Origin of the sequence: Pseudomonas izuensis, assembly GCF_009861505.1 — a bacterium.
Lineage (GTDB): Bacteria > Pseudomonadota > Gammaproteobacteria > Pseudomonadales > Pseudomonadaceae > Aquipseudomonas > Aquipseudomonas izuensis.
The window spans coordinates 271,008-286,015 of sequence record NZ_WTFT01000008.1 but is presented as its reverse complement, the minus strand read 5'-3'; the positions used below and the strand labels follow the sequence as shown (position 1 = coordinate 286,015).

The window sequence follows — 15,008 nt, the reverse complement described above, 5'->3', positions numbered from 1 at the left end:
CGATGAGTATAGCGGGGATAAAGTGTTACGCGTAGAGCGAGGGGCCAATGGATGGGGGAAAATTCGCAACTGGTCGGGGATGTGTTTTACCAGTGAGAAAGCCATCGCGGGCAAGCCTTGCTCCCACGGGGTTAGGGTCGACCACAAAATTACGGTGCGACACTAATCCTGTGGGAGCAAGGCTTGCCCGCGATAGCGATCGATCAGGCAACCCGATTCAAATCGTTATGCCGTGTTTCCTTCAGGCACAGCACCGCCATCAAGCTCAGCACCGCCGCCGCGGACACATACCCACCCACATAGCTCAAACCACCCATCGCCACCAGTTTCTGCGCGAAGAACGGCGCCGCCGAAGCGCCGACAATCCCGCCCAGGTTGTAGGCTGCGGATGCGCCGGTGTAACGCACGTGGGTCGGAAACAGCTCCGGCAGCAGTGCGCCCATCGGTGCGAAGGTCACGCCCATCAGAAACAGTTCGATGCACAGGAACAGCGCCACGCCCCAGGTCGAGCCCAGGGTCAGCAGCGGTTCCATCAGGAACCCGGAGAGAACCGCCAGTACGCCGCCAATGATCAACACCGGTTTGCGCCCGAAGCGGTCGCTGGCCCAGGCCGACAGTGGCGTGGCGGCGGCCATGAACAGTACGGCAAAACACAGGAGGCCGAGGAAGGTTTCACGGCTGTAGCCGAGTGTCGCCACGCCATAGCTGAGCGAGAACACGGTGGAAATGTAGAACAGCGCGTAACACACGACCATCGCACCGGCCCCCAGCAACACGGGCAGCCAGTATTGGCTGAACAACTCGATCAGCGGGATCTTCACTCGCTCCTCGCGAGCCACGGCGTTGGCGAACACCGGCGTTTCGTGAAGCTTGAGGCGCACGTAAAGGCCGACCATCACCAGCGCGGCGCTGAGCAGGAACGGAATGCGCCAACCCCAGGAGCGGAACTGTTCGTCGTTCAAGGTCATGGCCAGCGTCAGGAACAGGCCGTTGGCCGCGAGAAAGCCGATGGAGGGTCCAAGCTGCGGGAACATGCCGAACCAGGCGCGCTTGCCCTTGGGCGCATTCTCCGTGGCCAGCAACGCGGCGCCGCCCCATTCGCCGCCCAGGCCAAGGCCCTGGCCGAAACGCAGCACGCAGAGCAGGATCGGCGCCCAGGCCCCAATACTGTCGTAGCCCGGTAGCACGCCGATCAACGTGGTGCACACGCCCATCAGCAGGAGGGAGGCCACCAGTGTCGATTTTCGGCCGATGCGGTCGCCAAAATGACCGAACAGCGCCGAACCCAGGGGGCGGGCGAGAAATGCGATGCCGAAGGTGAGGAAGGCCGAAAGCATCTGCGCCGTGCCGGAGGTCTGCGGAAAGAACACCGGACCGATGACCAGCGCCGCAGCAGTGGCGTAGACGTAGAAATCGTAGAACTCGATCGCAGTGCCGATGAAACTCGCCGTGGCCACGCGGGTGGCGGAGTTGGTCGGTTGCGCGGGTGTGGAATCGCTGTAAGTCGTGCTGGTCGTCATGCGGTTATCCCTGACAGTCATGTGCCCCAGTGGAGCGAATTATTATGGTCGAACACCCAGGGATGTGGGTTTGAAACAGAGTGCGGGTAGCACGGGGGGAGGGTGGCTTGGGTAAGCGGCTCGATTATGCCACGGTCATCGACGCTACTGTAGGAGCCGGCTTGCTGGCGAAGGCGCACTTGAAATTGCTATCGCCAGCAAGCCGGCTCCTACAGGACGATGATTTCAGGCAGCGGGTTTCGCGGTGGCTGTATGCCAGATCAGCACCCGAGTCACACGATTTTCTTCTGTTTCAAGAATTTCCAGTCGATAACGACCGATCTTCAGGCAGACCGCGCTATCGGGAATGGTTTCCAGCGCTTCGGTCACCAAGCCGTTGAGGGTTTTCGGCCCATCGCTTGGCAAATGCCAGCCGAGGCTCTTGTTCAGGTCGCGGATCGACGCGGCGCCATCGATCACCAGGCGCCCGTCGGCCTGTGGATGGATATGCGGGTTGTTCAGGCTTTGCTGGCTTTCGAACTCGCCGACGATTTCCTCGAGAATATCTTCAAGGGTCACGATGCCTAGCACTTCGCCGTACTCGTCGACCACCATGCCCAGGCGTCGCTGCTGTTTATGGAAGTTCAGCAGCTGCAGTTGCAGCGGCGTGCTTTCGGGGACGAAGTAAGGTTCGCGGCTGGCCTCGACCAGTGCTTCCAGGGTCAGGCTGGCATCGGGGAGCAAATGGCCGATTTGCCGGGTGTTGAGCACCGCTTCGACCTGGTTGATATCACTGTGGAACACCGGTAGCCGTGTGCGCTTGTTATGGCGCAGTTGCTCGATGATTTCTTCGATAGGGTCGTCGAGGTTGATCCCGTCGACTTCACTGCGCGGGACCAGAATGTCGTTGACCGTGATGTTGTCCAGCGCATGGATGCCAGGCAGCGAGTGCGGGCGGCAGACGGCGGGTTCGTGATCGTCCTGCCGTTCCTTCGGTGCTTCGTCTTCGCTCTGTTGCACCACTTTGACTTTGCGGGCCAATGGCCGCACCAGCAGTTGGCTGATGGCATTGAGCAGCCAGGCGGCCGGATAGATGATTTTCAAAGGCACGGGAAGCAAGGTGTTGCCCAGGGCCAGGATCGCATCCGGGTGGCGGACGGCGAGGGCACGGGGCAGGTAGTCGGCGAACACCAGGACAATGGCACCTGCACCGAGACAGGCAATCCATGGACCGTTTTCGGCCCAGGTGAAAATCGCCAGCAAGGTACAGAGGACGACAACCAGCGTGCGGCACAGGGTATTGCAGAAGATCAGGCTATTGAGCGGGAAGCTCAATCGGGCCGGCGGCTTGTCGCTGGAGCGCGAAGCCATGCGTTTGGCCAGCAAATGCTGGTGCGCGGATTCAATGGCGGAAAACAGGCCCGACCACAAAATCAGCAAGACCACTACAGCGAGCATCGGCCCTAAGGGCAAGTCGTCCATAAATGCCGCCCGTCAGATGTGCAGGATGTATTCACGGACCAGCTTGCTGCCGAAATACGCCAGCATCAGCAGGCAGAAACCGGCAAGGGTCCAGCGAATGGCTTTGTGACCGCGCCAGCCGAGACGGTTACGCCCCCAGAGCAACACGCTGAAGACGACCCAGGCCAGACAGGCCAGCAAGGTTTTGTGCACCAGGTGCTGGGCGAACAGGTTGTCGACGAACAACCACCCCGAGATCAGTGACATCGACAGCAGGGTCCAGCCGGCCCAGAGGAAACCGAACAGCAGGCTTTCCATGGTTTGCAGTGGCGGGAAGTTCTTGATCAGCCCGGACGGGTGCTTGTGCTTGAGCTGATGGTCTTGAACCAGCAGCAGCAAGGCCTGGAACACCGCAATGGTGAACATGCCGTAGGCGAGAATCGACAGCAAGATGTGGGCGAGGATGCCGGGCTCCTCGTCAATGATCTGCACGGTACCGGCAGGGGCGAATTGGGCCAGCAGCACCGTCGCGGCCCCAAGCGGGAACAGCAGGACCAGCAGGTTTTCCACCGGGATGCGTGAGCAGGCCAGCAGGGTCAGGGCGATGACCGCAGCGGCAATCAGGCTGGCGGCACTGAAGAAATCCAGTCCCAGGCCGATCGGCGTCATCAGGTGGGTGACCAGGCTGGCGCCATGGGCCAGCACGGCCAGGACGCCCAGCGTGACCAACAGGCGTTTGTTCGCCTTGGCGCAGGCGGCCAGACGCGTGCCTTGATAGAAAGTCGCAGCGGCATATAAACAGGCGGCGGCGAGGGTGGTTAGCAAACTCGGTGACAAGGGGAGCATAAGTCCTGTTAGGCAAGCCCGAAAGGCGCTGAGTTTGGCATAGAACCCACGCGGCACGAAAGACCAGACAAGCTGACGGCGAGGTGTCCGCCAGACGCAGTCTTCGCTATAATCCGCGACCTGCCCACGCCGCAGGCTCGCCGAGCACATGTTTAGTCCGGTTCGGGCCGCCATTATCCCGGTCTACACAGGGCCTGAAAGGATCGCGCAATGTTTGAAAACTTAACCGACCGTCTCTCGCAGACGCTGCGCCATGTCACCGGCAAGGCCAAGCTGACCGAGGACAACATCAAAGACACCCTGCGCGAAGTGCGTATGGCGTTGCTCGAAGCCGACGTCGCCTTGCCGGTGGTGAAGGACTTCGTCAATTCGGTCAAGGAGCGCGCCGTCGGCACCGAGGTGTCGCGTAGCCTGACTCCGGGCCAGGCCTTCGTGAAGATCGTCCAGGCCGAACTCGAAAGCCTGATGGGCGCGGCCAACGAAGACCTGAACCTGAGTGCCGTTCCACCCGCCGTCATCCTGATGGCCGGTTTGCAGGGCGCCGGTAAAACCACCACCGCCGGCAAACTTGCGCGCTTCCTTAAAGAGCGCAAGAAAAAGTCGGTCATGGTCGTGTCCGCGGACGTGTACCGTCCGGCGGCGATCAAGCAGCTGGAAACCCTGGCCAGCGACATCGGCGTGACATTCTTCCCGTCCGACCTGAGCCAGAAGCCGGTCGACATCGCCCAGGCGGCTATTAAGGAAGCAAAACTCAAATTCATCGACGTGGTCATCGTCGATACCGCCGGTCGCCTGCACATCGACGAAGAGATGATGGGCGAGATCAAGGCCCTGCACGCCGCGATCAACCCGGTCGAAACCCTGTTCGTGGTCGATGCCATGACCGGCCAGGATGCCGCCAACACGGCCAAGGCCTTCGGTGATGCACTGCCATTGACCGGTGTGATCCTGACCAAGGTCGACGGCGATGCCCGTGGCGGTGCCGCCCTGTCGGTTCGCGCCATTACCGGCAAGCCGATCAAGTTCATCGGTATGGGCGAGAAGAGTGAAGCGCTCGACCCGTTCCACCCTGAGCGTATTGCTTCGCGCATCCTCGGCATGGGCGACGTACTCAGTCTGATCGAACAGGCGGAAGCGACCCTCGACAAGGACAAGGCCGACAAGCTGGCCAAGAAGCTGAAGAAGGGCAAGGGCTTCGACCTCGAGGACTTCCGCGATCAGCTGCAACAAATGAAGAACATGGGCGGCCTCGGCGGCCTCATGGACAAACTGCCGAACATGGGCGGTGTGAACCTGGCGCAGATGGGCAATGCCCAGAGTGCGGCAGAGAAGCAGTTCAAGCAGATGGAGGCCATCATCAACTCCATGACCCCGGCCGAGCGTCGTGACCCTGAGCTGATCAGTGGTTCGCGCAAGCGTCGTATCGCCATGGGTTCCGGCACTCAGGTGCAGGACATCGGTCGCTTGATCAAGCAGCACAAGCAGATGCAGAAGATGATGAAGAAATTCTCCGCCAAAGGCGGGATGGCCAAAATGATGCGCGGCATGGGCGGTATGTTGCCCGGCGGCGGCATGCCCAAAATGTAAAGAATCCGCGCCGGTCATCGTACCGGCGCAGACCCGCAAGGAAGCGGGATCTCCAGCAAACCCGCACTTGGCGGGAGCTGACCGGCCGTTTTTACCGACGGCTCTATAGCAAATCTGGATGGCGGCCGAAAGGTCGCCGGAAAAAGTCATTTGCAAAAGTCCGGATATTCCTTAGAATATGCGGCCTTTCGGGCACCCATGCCCGCTGTGCCTTTAGATTTGCAGCACCGACTACAGGAACGATGTTCACATGCTAACAATCCGTCTTGCCCTTGGCGGCTCCAAAAAGCGCCCGTTTTACCACTTGACCGTAACCGACAGCCGCAACCCGCGCGACGGTTCGCACAAGGAACAGGTTGGTTTCTTCAACCCTGTTGCTCGTGGTCAGGAAGTCCGTCTGTCCGTGAACCAAGAGCGCGTTGCCTACTGGCTGAGCGTTGGTGCACAACCTTCTGAGCGCGTTGCTCAGTTGTTGAAGGAATCTGCTAAGGCTGCGGCCTGAGCAATATGAACGCGACGCCAGCTGTTGCTGATGATTTGATCGTTATCGGCAAAATTTACTCTGTTCACGGCGTTCGCGGCGAAGTGAAGGTGTATTCCTTTACTGATCCGATTAAAAACCTGCTGGACTACAAAACCTGGACGCTCAAGCGTGACGGTAATGTAAAGCAGGTAGAGCTGGTCAGCGGACGCGGGAACGACAAGTTCCTGGTCGCAAAGCTCAAGGGTCTCGATGACCGTGAAGAAGCTCGTCTTCTGGCCGGTTATGAGATCTGCGTGCCGCGCAACCTGTTCCCTGAACTGACCGACGGCGAGTACTACTGGTACCAGCTGGAAGGTCTCAAGGTCATCGACACCCTCGGGCAACTGTTCGGGAAGATCGATCACCTGCTGGAGACCGGCTCGAATGATGTAATGGTGGTCAAGCCTTGCGCTGGCAGCCTGGATGATCGCGAACGCCTGTTGCCCTATACGGAGCAATGCGTGTTGGCTGTCGACCTGGTCGCAGGCGAGATGAAGGTGGATTGGGATGCGGACTTCTAAGCGTGGCTAATTTGCGCGTAGAAGTGATCAGTTTGTTTCCCGAGATGTTCTCCGCCATCAGCGAGTACGGCATCACCAGTCGGGCGGTGAAACAGGGGCTCTTGCAGCTCACCTGTTGGAACCCGCGAGACTACACGACGGATCGACATCACACTGTGGATGATCGCCCATTTGGCGGTGGTCCGGGCATGGTGATGAAGATCAAGCCCCTGGAAGATGCTCTGGTTCAGGCCAAGGCAGTCGCCGGGGAGGGCGCGAAGGTGATTTACCTGTCGCCCCAAGGCCGCCAACTGACTCAGTCGGCGGTACGCGAGTTGGCGAATCTGGATGCATTGATCCTGATTGCCGGCCGCTATGAAGGCATTGACGAGCGTTTTATTGATGCTCATGTCGATGAAGAGTGGTCGATTGGCGACTATGTACTGTCTGGCGGCGAGCTGCCGGCGATGGTCCTGATCGATGCGGTTACACGACTGCTGCCTGGAGCTTTAGGGCATGCGGACTCCGCCGAGGAAGATTCCTTTACGGATGGTTTGCTGGATTGCCCGCATTACACCCGACCGGAGGTGTATGCGGATCAGCGTGTTCCCGACGTATTGCTAAGTGGCAATCACGCGCACATCCGGCGTTGGCGTTTACAGCAGTCCCTTGGTCGGACCTATGAACGACGCGCCGATCTTCTGGAAAGCCGCTCGCTTTCTGGAGAAGAGAAGAAGCTGCTCGAGGAATACATCCGCGAGCGGGACGATAGTTAACAACGTATCGATGGTAGATCCGACGATTTACCTTAGGAGCACAGCATGACTAACAAAATCATCCTTGCACTCGAAGCAGAGCAGATGACCAAAGAGATCCCTACCTTTGCCCCGGGCGACACCATTGTCGTTCAGGTGAAAGTGAAGGAAGGCGACCGTTCGCGTCTGCAAGCGTTCGAAGGTGTTGTTATCGCCAAGCGTAACCGCGGCGTAAACAGTGCATTCACCGTTCGTAAAATCTCCAACGGTGTTGGCGTAGAACGTACTTTCCAGACCTACAGCCCGCAAATCGACAGCATGGCCGTTAAACGTCGCGGTGACGTACGTAAAGCCAAGCTGTACTACCTGCGTGACCTGTCTGGTAAAGCAGCTCGCATCAAGGAAAAACTGGCTTAAGTCCAGCTTCCGATGCAGAAAAAAGCAGCCTACGGGCTGCTTTTTTGTTGCCCGCGATTTGTCCCGCCCCCTGTAGGAGCTGGCTTGCCAGCGAAGGCGGTGTGTCAGTCGAAACATCCTTCGCTGGCAAGCCAGCTCCTACAGGGGCGTACGGTCGGCACCACCGTTCTGGGGTTGAATCAGCGCCAGCAACGTCCATCCCGCCCCAGGCTTGTGCGTGCTATCCGGCGTCACCACATGCACCCAGCCGTTGTTGTCACGCATGAACAGCAGCGTCGCGCGAACACCATGCGGTGCCTGATAATCGTCCCAACCGAAACCTTCCTTCAGTGTTGTGTTGTACAGCTCGGCACCCTGACTCAGTTGGCTGGCGAATTTCCCGTAGCTCAGCGCCTCGCTGCCCAGTTGATTGCCGCGATGCTCCAGGCTGGTTCGATGCTTGTCCGAGCGACGGCTTTCCTGGCCGCTGGCCAAACCGAACATCCGTTGATGGCCAAACTCGTGACGAAAACGCATCAATGCCAAGGTGTTCATTTCGCCTGAAGGAGACAGTGCCAGCAAATGGCCAAGCCCCACCAGGTCCAGATGCGCGTCGGCATGTTGTGAAGCCGGATTACCAAAGTAGGTGGGCAACCCTTCCATGCGCGCCGCCCGGATATTTTCCCAGCTCGAGTCGGTCAGCAGCACCCGGATGCCCAGCAGTTGCAATGCCTTGCCCAGTGTCCGTGCAGGGCCATTGGCGCCGATGATCAGAAAGCCGCTTGGCGCCGGTTCCGCAACATTGAGCATGCGCGCCAGTGGTCGCGCCGTGGCGCTTTGCAATACCACCGTGCCGATGATCACTGCAAAGGTCAGGGGTACCAGCAGTAGCGCCCCTTGGTGCCCTGCCTCATCCAGGCGAATGGCGAAGATGGCCGATACCGCAGCCGCGACAATGCCGCGGGGCGCAATCCATGCCAGGAGTGCCCGCTCGCGCCAGCCCAGGCTGGAGCCGGCCGTGCACAGCAACACGTTCAGGGGGCGGGCAATGAACTGAATGATCAGAAGCAGAATTAGTACAAGCGGCCCGAGAGCGATCAAGGCATTCAGGTCCAGACGCGCTGCCAGCAAGATGAACAACCCGGAAATCAGCAGGACGCTGAGGTTTTCCTTGAAGTGCAGGATATGCCGCACGTCTACGCCTTTCATGTTGGCCAGCCACATGCCCATCAACGTCACCGCCAGCAGGCCGGATTCATTCATCGTTTCGCTGGCCGCAATAAAGATGCCCAGTACAGCCGCAAGCGAAGCCAGATTGTGCAAATACTCCGGCAGCCAATGCCGACGAATGATCGTACCCAGTACCCAGCCGCCAAGAATGCCGTACAGGCTGCCGCACAGAATCACCCCGCCAAAGGTCAGCAGGCTTTGCGTCAGGCCGTTACCCTCGGCGCTGGCAATGATGAAGCTATAGACCACTACCGCCAGCAGGGCGCCGATCGGGTCGATGACAATGCCTTCCCAGCGCAGGATATTGGCAATCGATGCTTTCGGGCGCACGACTCGCAGCATTGGCACGATGACGGTCGGTCCGGTGACCAGGGTCAGGCTGCCGAACAAAGTGGCCAGCATCCAGTCGAACCCCAGCAACCAGTGAGTGGCCAGGGCGATGACCACCCAGGTCGAGAGGGCGCCCAGGGTGACCAGGCGACGAACCACGCTGCCAATCTCGCGCCATTCCGACAAATGCAGGGTCAGGCTGCCCTCGAACAGAATCAGCGCCACCGCCAGGGATACCAGTGGCATCAGCAAGGGACCGAACATTTCCTGCGGATCGAGCCAGTGCAAAACGGGACCCACCAGAATGCCGGTCAATAACAGAAACAGAATCGCCGGCAGCTTCAAGCGCCAGGCCAGCCACTGGCAACCCAACGCAGCGGCACCAATACCGCCAAACGCCAATAAAATCTGCTGTTCGCTCATTGCCGTTCCCTGTTCCTTGAAATAGCGGGCTATGAAAGACTAGCGGCCGTTTCTACCGTTCACGCTGATTTTTAGCGCGCAGTATCAAAGCTGCGCGCCTTGAGTGCCCATGCCTGCCATCGATCATCCTTTGATAGACCAGTTCCTCGACGCCCTGTGGCTGGAGAAAGGTCTTTCCGACAATACCCGCGATGCCTATCGCAGTGACCTCGCGCTGTTCCACGGTTGGTTGCAGGAAAAAGGTCTGGAGCTGGCCAGTGCGGGTCGGGAGTTGATCCTCGATCACCTGGCCTGGCGTGTGGAGCAAAACTACAAACCCCGTTCAACTGCGCGATTTCTCTCGGGGGTGCGGGGGTTCTATCGCTATTTGTTGCGGGAAAAGTTAATCGCTGTCGATCCGACGCTTCGCGTCGACATGCCGCAGCTTGGCAGGCCGTTGCCCAAATCCTTGTCGGAAGCGGATGTCGAGGCCTTGCTGGCAGCACCGGATTTAAGCGAGGCGATCGGGCAGCGCGATCGGGCCATGCTTGAGGTGTTGTACGCTTGCGGTTTGCGGGTGACCGAGCTGATCAGCTTGACACTGGAGCAGGTCAACCTTCGCCAGGGCGTGCTGCGGGTGATGGGCAAGGGCAGCAAAGAGCGTCTGGTGCCGATGGGCGAGGAGGCGATTGTCTGGGTCGAGCGTTACCTGCGCGATGGCCGTGGCGAGCTGCTCGGCGGACGCCCCAGCGATGTGCTGTTTCCCAGCCAGCGCGGCGAGCAGATGACCCGCCAGACGTTCTGGCACCGGATCAAGCATCAGGCCAAGGTTGCGGGGATCGGCAAGTCGCTGTCGCCGCACACCCTGCGCCATGCCTTCGCCACGCACCTGCTCAATCACGGTGCCGACTTGCGGGTGGTGCAGATGCTGCTGGGGCACAGCGATCTGTCGACTACGCAGATCTACACTCATGTCGCCCGGGCGCGGTTGCAGGATCTGCACGCCAAACACCACCCTCGTGGCTGATGAAATCCCCTGTAGGAGCGAGCCTGCTCGCGATGAGGTCGGCACATCCTGCATTAATGGCGCCTGGCACACCGCCATCGCGAGCAGGCTCGCTCCTACAGAAAAGCATTCGCCAATGCCTTGTATCACCGGCATTCGGCCCCACGGGCCTTATGTGGTAGGCTTTGCCGGTTTGCACGATGGGCGGTTATGACCCGGTGTTCCGGTGTCGGCGTTCTGATCGTCCCATTTGTCCGCCTTCAGGAGTTCTCATGCGTCTGACCCAGATTTTCGCCGCCGCCGCCATTGCGTTGGTCAGCACCTTTGCCGTCGCCGATGATGCGGCCGACAAAGCCATTCGTAAAAGCCTGGAAAACCTCCAGCTCGAAGTGCCGGTAGAGTCCATCACCGCCAGTCCGCTGCCGGGCCTGTACGAAGTCAAGCTCAAGGGCAGCCGGGTGCTGTACGCCAGTGCCGACGGCCAGTATGTGGTTCAGGGCTATATGTTCCAGCTCAAGGACGGTAAACCGGTCAATCTGACCGAGAAGACCGAGCGCCTGGGCATCTCCAAGCTGATCAACGAGATTCCGGTCGCTGAAACCGTGGTGTATCCGGCCATCGGCGAAACCAAATCGCACATCACGGTGTTCACCGACACCACCTGCCCGTACTGCCACAAGTTGCACGCCGAAGTGCCCGAGCTGAACAAGCGCGGCATCGAAGTGCGTTACGTGGCGTTCCCGCGTCAGGGCCTGGGCTCGCCGGGCGACGAGCAACTGCAAGCGGTGTGGTGCTCCAAAGACAAGAAAGCGGCCATGGACCAGATGGTCGACGGCAAGGAAATCAAGGCCGCCAAGTGCGATAACCCGGTTTCCAAACAGTTTGCCCTCGGCCAGTCGATTGGCGTGAACGGCACACCGGCCATCGTTTTGGCTGACGGTCAGGTCATTCCGGGCTACCAGCCTGCGCCACAAGTCGCCAAACTGGCGCTGGGCGCGAAGTAAATTCGCATCGTCACGGCCAGCCTTGACGATCATGGTCCGGCAGCGACATCGCCGGGCCATTAATAGAGAGCCGCGAACCTGCGGCTGTTTTCACGGCCGGCCTCGAGTCGGCCGTTTTATGGGGAGTTCACAGTGAAACCGGTCAAAGTAGGCATCTGTGGGTTAGGGACCGTCGGTGGCGGTACCTTCAACGTACTTCAGCGCAACGCCGAGGAAATTGCTCGTCGTGCCGGGCGTGGAATCGAAGTGGCACAAATTGCCATTCGCACGCCAAAGCCTCAGTTCCAAACGACCGGTATTGCGATTACCAACGATGTCTTCGAAGTGGCCACGAACCCTGAGATCGACATCGTCATAGAGCTGATGGGCGGCTACACCGTTGCCCGCGAGCTGGTACTCAAGGCCATCGAGAATGGCAAGCATGTGGTCACCGCGAATAAGGCGCTCATCGCCGTTCACGGTAATGAAATTTTCGCCAAGGCTCGCGAAAAGGGCGTGATCGTTGCGTTCGAAGCGGCCGTGGCCGGCGGTATTCCGGTGATCAAGGCGATCCGTGAAGGCCTGTCCGCCAACCGCATCAACTGGGTCGCCGGTATCATCAACGGCACCGGCAACTTCATCCTGACGGAAATGCGCGAGAAGGGTCGCACCTTCGAAGACGTGTTGGCCGAGGCCCAGGCACTGGGTTACGCCGAAGCCGATCCGACCTTCGACGTCGAAGGCATCGATGCGGCGCACAAACTGACGATTCTGGCGTCCATCGCGTTCGGTATTCCGTTGCAGTTCGACAAGGCTTACACCGAAGGCATCACCAAACTGACTACCGCTGACGTGAACTACGCCGAAGCATTGGGCTACCGCATCAAGCACCTGGGCGTGGCGCGCAGCACCGCGACCGGTATCGAGTTGCGCGTACACCCGACGCTGATTCCGGCCGATCGCCTGATCGCCAACGTCAACGGCGTGATGAACGCAGTGATGGTCAACGGCGACGCCGCCGGTTCGACCCTGTTCTACGGTGCTGGCGCCGGCATGGAACCGACCGCTTCGTCGGTGATCGCCGACCTGGTGGACGTGGTTCGCGCCATGACTTCCGACCCGGAAAACCGCGTACCGCACCTGGCCTTCCAGCCGGACTCGCTGTCGGCCCATCCAATCCTGCCGATCGAAGCCTGCGAAAGCGCTTATTACCTGCGCATTCAGGCCAAGGATCACCCGGGCGTACTGGCCCAGGTGGCGAGCATCCTGTCGGAGCGTGGCATCAACATCGAGTCGATCATGCAGAAGGAAGTCGAGGAACACGACGGCCTGGTGCCAATGATCCTGCTGACCCATCGCGTGCTGGAGCAGCGCATCAATGATGCAATCGCCGCCCTGGAAGCTTTGGCGGGCGTGGTCGGTCCGGTAGTACGGATCCGTGTCGAGCACCTGAACTAAGCCGTTATCGTTCACCGGGCCAGCGTGCTGGCCCGGCACTACGAACACTGTCCATTGGAGTCAGTCATGCGTTACATCAGTACCCGCGGCCAGGCACCGGCCCTGAATTTCGAAGACGTCCTGCTGGCTGGCCTTGCCACCGACGGCGGTTTGTACGTCCCGGAAAACCTGCCACGTTTCACCCAGGAAGAAATCGCTTCCTGGGCCGGCCTGCCGTATCACGAGCTGGCTTTCCGCGTCATGCGCCCGTTCGTCACCGGCAGCATTCCTGATGCCGATTTCAAAAAGATTCTTGAAGAAACCTACGGTGTGTTCGCCCACAGCGCCGTCGCGCCGCTGCGTCAGCTGAACGGCAACGAATGGGTTCTGGAGCTGTTCCACGGCCCGACCCTGGCGTTCAAGGACTTCGCCCTGCAACTGCTCGGTCGCCTGCTCGATTACGTGCTGGAAAAGCGCGGCGAGCGCGTGGTGATTGTTGGCGCCACTTCCGGTGACACCGGTTCGGCCGCCATCGAAGGCTGCAAGCACTGCGAAAACGTCGACATCTTCATCCTGCACCCGCACAACCGTGTGTCCGAAGTGCAGCGTCGGCAGATGACCACCATTTTCGGTGAGAACATCCACAACATCGCCATCGAAGGCAACTTCGATGACTGCCAGGAAATGGTCAAGGCGAGTTTCGCCGACCAGGGTTTCCTCAAGGGCACACGCCTGGTGGCGGTGAACTCGATCAACTGGGCGCGGATCATGGCCCAGATCGTTTACTACTTCCACGCGGCCCTGCAGCTGGGCGGCCCGGCGCGTTCGGTGTCGTTCTCGGTGCCGACCGGCAACTTCGGCGACATCTTCGCCGGTTACCTGGCGCGCAACATGGGCCTGCCGATCAACCAGTTGATCGTCGCCACCAACCGCAACGACATCCTGCACCGCTTCATGAGCGGCAACCAGTACGTCAAGGAAACCCTGCACGCCACCCTGTCGCCGTCCATGGACATCATGGTGTCGTCGAACTTCGAGCGTCTGCTGTTCGACCTGCACGGTCGCAATGGCGCGGCAATTGCCGGTTTGATGGACAGCTTCAAGCAGGGCGGTGGCTTCAGCGTCGAGCAGGAGCGCTGGACCGAAGCACGCAAGCTGTTTGACTCGCTGGCCGTGGATGATGCGCAAACCTGCGAGACCATCGCCGAAGTCTACGAGCAGACCGGTGAAGTGCTGGACCCGCACACCGCCATTGGCGTCAAGGCCGCACGCGAATGCCGCCGCAGCCTGGATATCCCGATGGTGATCCTCGGCACGGCCCATCCGGTCAAGTTCCCGGATGCCGTAGAGAAAGCCGGTGTAGGAAAAGCACTGGAGCTCCCTGTGCACCTTGCCGATCTGTTCGAGCGCGACGAGCGTTGCACTGTGCTGCCGAACGACCTCAAAGCGGTGCAGGCTTTCGTCAGCCAGCACGGTAATCGCGGCAAGCCGTTGTAACTCAGGCAACTCCCACCCTCTGTGGGAGCAAGCCTTGCTCCCACAGAGGTCGCGCGCGCCCCTTCCTCCCGACAAACGCGATCTCACTGTTTTTTCCCTGTCATCTTTGCCATGCATGCTCAATCAACCAGAGATGCAGGTTTACTTGCACTTGGCTTTTCAGAACTTTCTTCTCGGGCCGGCGGTCATTTACTGTAGACACGCCCCAGGCACTTCGTTTTCGGACTATTGAGTGGTGATCGAGATGGAAAGTATCAGTCTCTTGCTCGGTGAGGCTCTGAGCCCGTACCAGGTGACATTGACCCCGTCAGGCCTTCACGGTGAATGTCGGGTGACATTGAAGAACGCGACCGGTGTGGTGGTGGTCGATCGGGAGTTCAATCGGGCGCAGTTGACCGACAAGCGTTCGCTGACCGACGTGGTCGATGGCTTGCATCGCGACGTGCTGATCGCGGAAGGACGCCTGGAACCCTGTGTCATCGCGGCCTTGCGCAATGCCGCGCAAGGCAAGCAACTGGCCAGCCGAAATTGAAATGTCATTTGTGGGAACCTTCCT

General features: G+C 59.8%; 14 protein-coding genes. 10 read left to right on the top strand and 4 right to left on the bottom strand.

Annotation, left to right across the window (positions count from 1 at the left end; all coding sequences use genetic code 11):
* Positions 1-203: 203 nt before the first annotated feature.
* The 3 genes from GPL81_RS08300 to GPL81_RS08290 form a co-directional block, all read right to left on the bottom strand.
* Complete coding sequence (locus GPL81_RS08300) at positions 204-1,520, bottom strand: MFS transporter (protein ID WP_160106359.1); 1,317 nt, start codon at positions 1,518-1,520, stop codon at positions 204-206.
* Positions 1,521-1,745: 225 nt separating this feature from the next.
* Positions 1,746-2,981 (bottom strand): transporter associated domain-containing protein, encoded by a 1,236-nt coding sequence (locus GPL81_RS08295; protein WP_160106358.1) that lies wholly within the window; start codon positions 2,979-2,981, stop codon positions 1,746-1,748.
* 12 nt (positions 2,982-2,993) lie between these two features.
* Positions 2,994-3,806: a cytochrome C assembly family protein gene (locus GPL81_RS08290; protein ID WP_121104518.1), complete on the bottom strand. Its 813-nt coding sequence runs from the start codon at positions 3,804-3,806 to the stop codon at positions 2,994-2,996.
* 210 nt (positions 3,807-4,016) lie between these two features.
* Here GPL81_RS08290 and ffh point away from each other — a divergent pair, with 210 nt between their 5' ends.
* The 5 genes from ffh (at position 4,017) to rplS (ending at position 7,588) form a co-directional block, all read left to right on the top strand.
* Positions 4,017-5,393 carry a signal recognition particle protein gene (ffh, locus tag GPL81_RS08285; RefSeq protein ID WP_095193056.1) on the top strand — a complete coding sequence of 459 codons (1,377 nt, stop codon included), beginning with the start codon at positions 4,017-4,019 and terminating at the stop codon, positions 5,391-5,393.
* A 250-nt stretch (positions 5,394-5,643) separates the two neighbouring features.
* Positions 5,644-5,895 carry a 30S ribosomal protein S16 gene (gene rpsP / locus GPL81_RS08280; RefSeq protein WP_003198088.1) on the top strand — a complete coding sequence of 84 codons (252 nt, stop codon included), beginning with the start codon at positions 5,644-5,646 and terminating at the stop codon, positions 5,893-5,895.
* 5 nt (positions 5,896-5,900) lie between these two features.
* Entirely contained in the window at positions 5,901-6,437 is a 537-nt protein-coding gene (gene rimM, locus GPL81_RS08275; RefSeq protein WP_077046480.1) for a ribosome maturation factor RimM, read from the top strand.
* 2 nt (positions 6,438-6,439) lie between these two features.
* The gene (gene trmD, locus GPL81_RS08270) at positions 6,440-7,192 is read left to right on the top strand and encodes a tRNA (guanosine(37)-N1)-methyltransferase TrmD (protein ID WP_046820359.1); all 753 of its coding nucleotides are present in this window, start codon (positions 6,440-6,442) and stop codon (positions 7,190-7,192) included.
* A gap of 45 nt (positions 7,193-7,237) precedes the next feature.
* The gene (gene rplS / locus GPL81_RS08265; protein ID WP_003175895.1) at positions 7,238-7,588 is read left to right on the top strand and encodes a 50S ribosomal protein L19; all 351 of its coding nucleotides are present in this window, start codon (positions 7,238-7,240) and stop codon (positions 7,586-7,588) included.
* Between the two features lie 138 nt (positions 7,589-7,726).
* Here the strand turns inward: rplS and GPL81_RS08260 are convergent, their stop codons facing one another.
* On the bottom strand, positions 7,727-9,550 hold the full coding sequence (locus GPL81_RS08260; protein WP_160106357.1) for a cation:proton antiporter: 1,824 nt from the start codon (positions 9,548-9,550) through the stop codon (positions 7,727-7,729).
* A 109-nt stretch (positions 9,551-9,659) separates the two neighbouring features.
* Here GPL81_RS08260 and xerD point away from each other — a divergent pair, with 109 nt between their 5' ends.
* The 5 genes from xerD (at position 9,660) to GPL81_RS08235 (ending at position 14,984) form a co-directional block, all read left to right on the top strand.
* Positions 9,660-10,556, top strand: a complete 897-nt coding sequence (xerD, locus tag GPL81_RS08255; protein WP_096509220.1) for a site-specific tyrosine recombinase XerD — start codon at positions 9,660-9,662, stop codon at positions 10,554-10,556.
* Between the two features lie 251 nt (positions 10,557-10,807).
* Complete coding sequence (dsbC, locus tag GPL81_RS08250) at positions 10,808-11,539, top strand: bifunctional protein-disulfide isomerase/oxidoreductase DsbC (RefSeq protein ID WP_096509221.1); 732 nt, start codon at positions 10,808-10,810, stop codon at positions 11,537-11,539.
* A 132-nt stretch (positions 11,540-11,671) separates the two neighbouring features.
* Positions 11,672-12,976 carry a homoserine dehydrogenase gene (locus GPL81_RS08245; RefSeq protein WP_096509222.1) on the top strand — a complete coding sequence of 435 codons (1,305 nt, stop codon included), beginning with the start codon at positions 11,672-11,674 and terminating at the stop codon, positions 12,974-12,976.
* Between the two features lie 66 nt (positions 12,977-13,042).
* Positions 13,043-14,452, top strand: coding sequence for a threonine synthase (thrC, locus tag GPL81_RS08240; RefSeq protein ID WP_160106356.1), 1,410 nt, complete (start codon positions 13,043-13,045; stop codon positions 14,450-14,452).
* Positions 14,453-14,696: 244 nt separating this feature from the next.
* Entirely contained in the window at positions 14,697-14,984 is a 288-nt protein-coding gene (locus GPL81_RS08235) for a DUF3509 domain-containing protein (protein ID WP_160106355.1), read from the top strand.
* Positions 14,985-15,008: the final 24 nt, after the last annotated feature.

What these genes read in the sequence shown, in the direction of transcription:
- dsbC (WP_096509221.1), top strand. Translation starts at nt 10,808, where the DNA reads ATGCGTCTGACCCAGATTTTCGCCGCCGCCGCCATTGCGTTGGTCAGC.
- ffh (WP_095193056.1), top strand. Translation starts at nt 4,017, where the DNA reads ATGTTTGAAAACTTAACCGACCGTCTCTCGCAGACGCTGCGCCATGTC.
- GPL81_RS08235 (WP_160106355.1), top strand. Translation starts at nt 14,697, where the DNA reads ATGGAAAGTATCAGTCTCTTGCTCGGTGAGGCTCTGAGCCCGTACCAG.
- GPL81_RS08290 (WP_121104518.1), bottom strand. Translation starts at nt 3,806, where the DNA reads ATGCTCCCCTTGTCACCGAGTTTGCTAACCACCCTCGCCGCCGCCTGT.
- xerD (WP_096509220.1), top strand. Translation starts at nt 9,660, where the DNA reads ATGCCTGCCATCGATCATCCTTTGATAGACCAGTTCCTCGACGCCCTG.
- rplS (WP_003175895.1), top strand. Translation starts at nt 7,238, where the DNA reads ATGACTAACAAAATCATCCTTGCACTCGAAGCAGAGCAGATGACCAAA.
- GPL81_RS08260 (WP_160106357.1), bottom strand. Translation starts at nt 9,550, where the DNA reads ATGAGCGAACAGCAGATTTTATTGGCGTTTGGCGGTATTGGTGCCGCT.
- rpsP (WP_003198088.1), top strand. Translation starts at nt 5,644, where the DNA reads ATGCTAACAATCCGTCTTGCCCTTGGCGGCTCCAAAAAGCGCCCGTTT.
- GPL81_RS08295 (WP_160106358.1), bottom strand. Translation starts at nt 2,981, where the DNA reads ATGGACGACTTGCCCTTAGGGCCGATGCTCGCTGTAGTGGTCTTGCTG.
- thrC (WP_160106356.1), top strand. Translation starts at nt 13,043, where the DNA reads ATGCGTTACATCAGTACCCGCGGCCAGGCACCGGCCCTGAATTTCGAA.
- rimM (WP_077046480.1), top strand. Translation starts at nt 5,901, where the DNA reads ATGAACGCGACGCCAGCTGTTGCTGATGATTTGATCGTTATCGGCAAA.
- GPL81_RS08300 (WP_160106359.1), bottom strand. Translation starts at nt 1,520, where the DNA reads ATGACGACCAGCACGACTTACAGCGATTCCACACCCGCGCAACCGACC.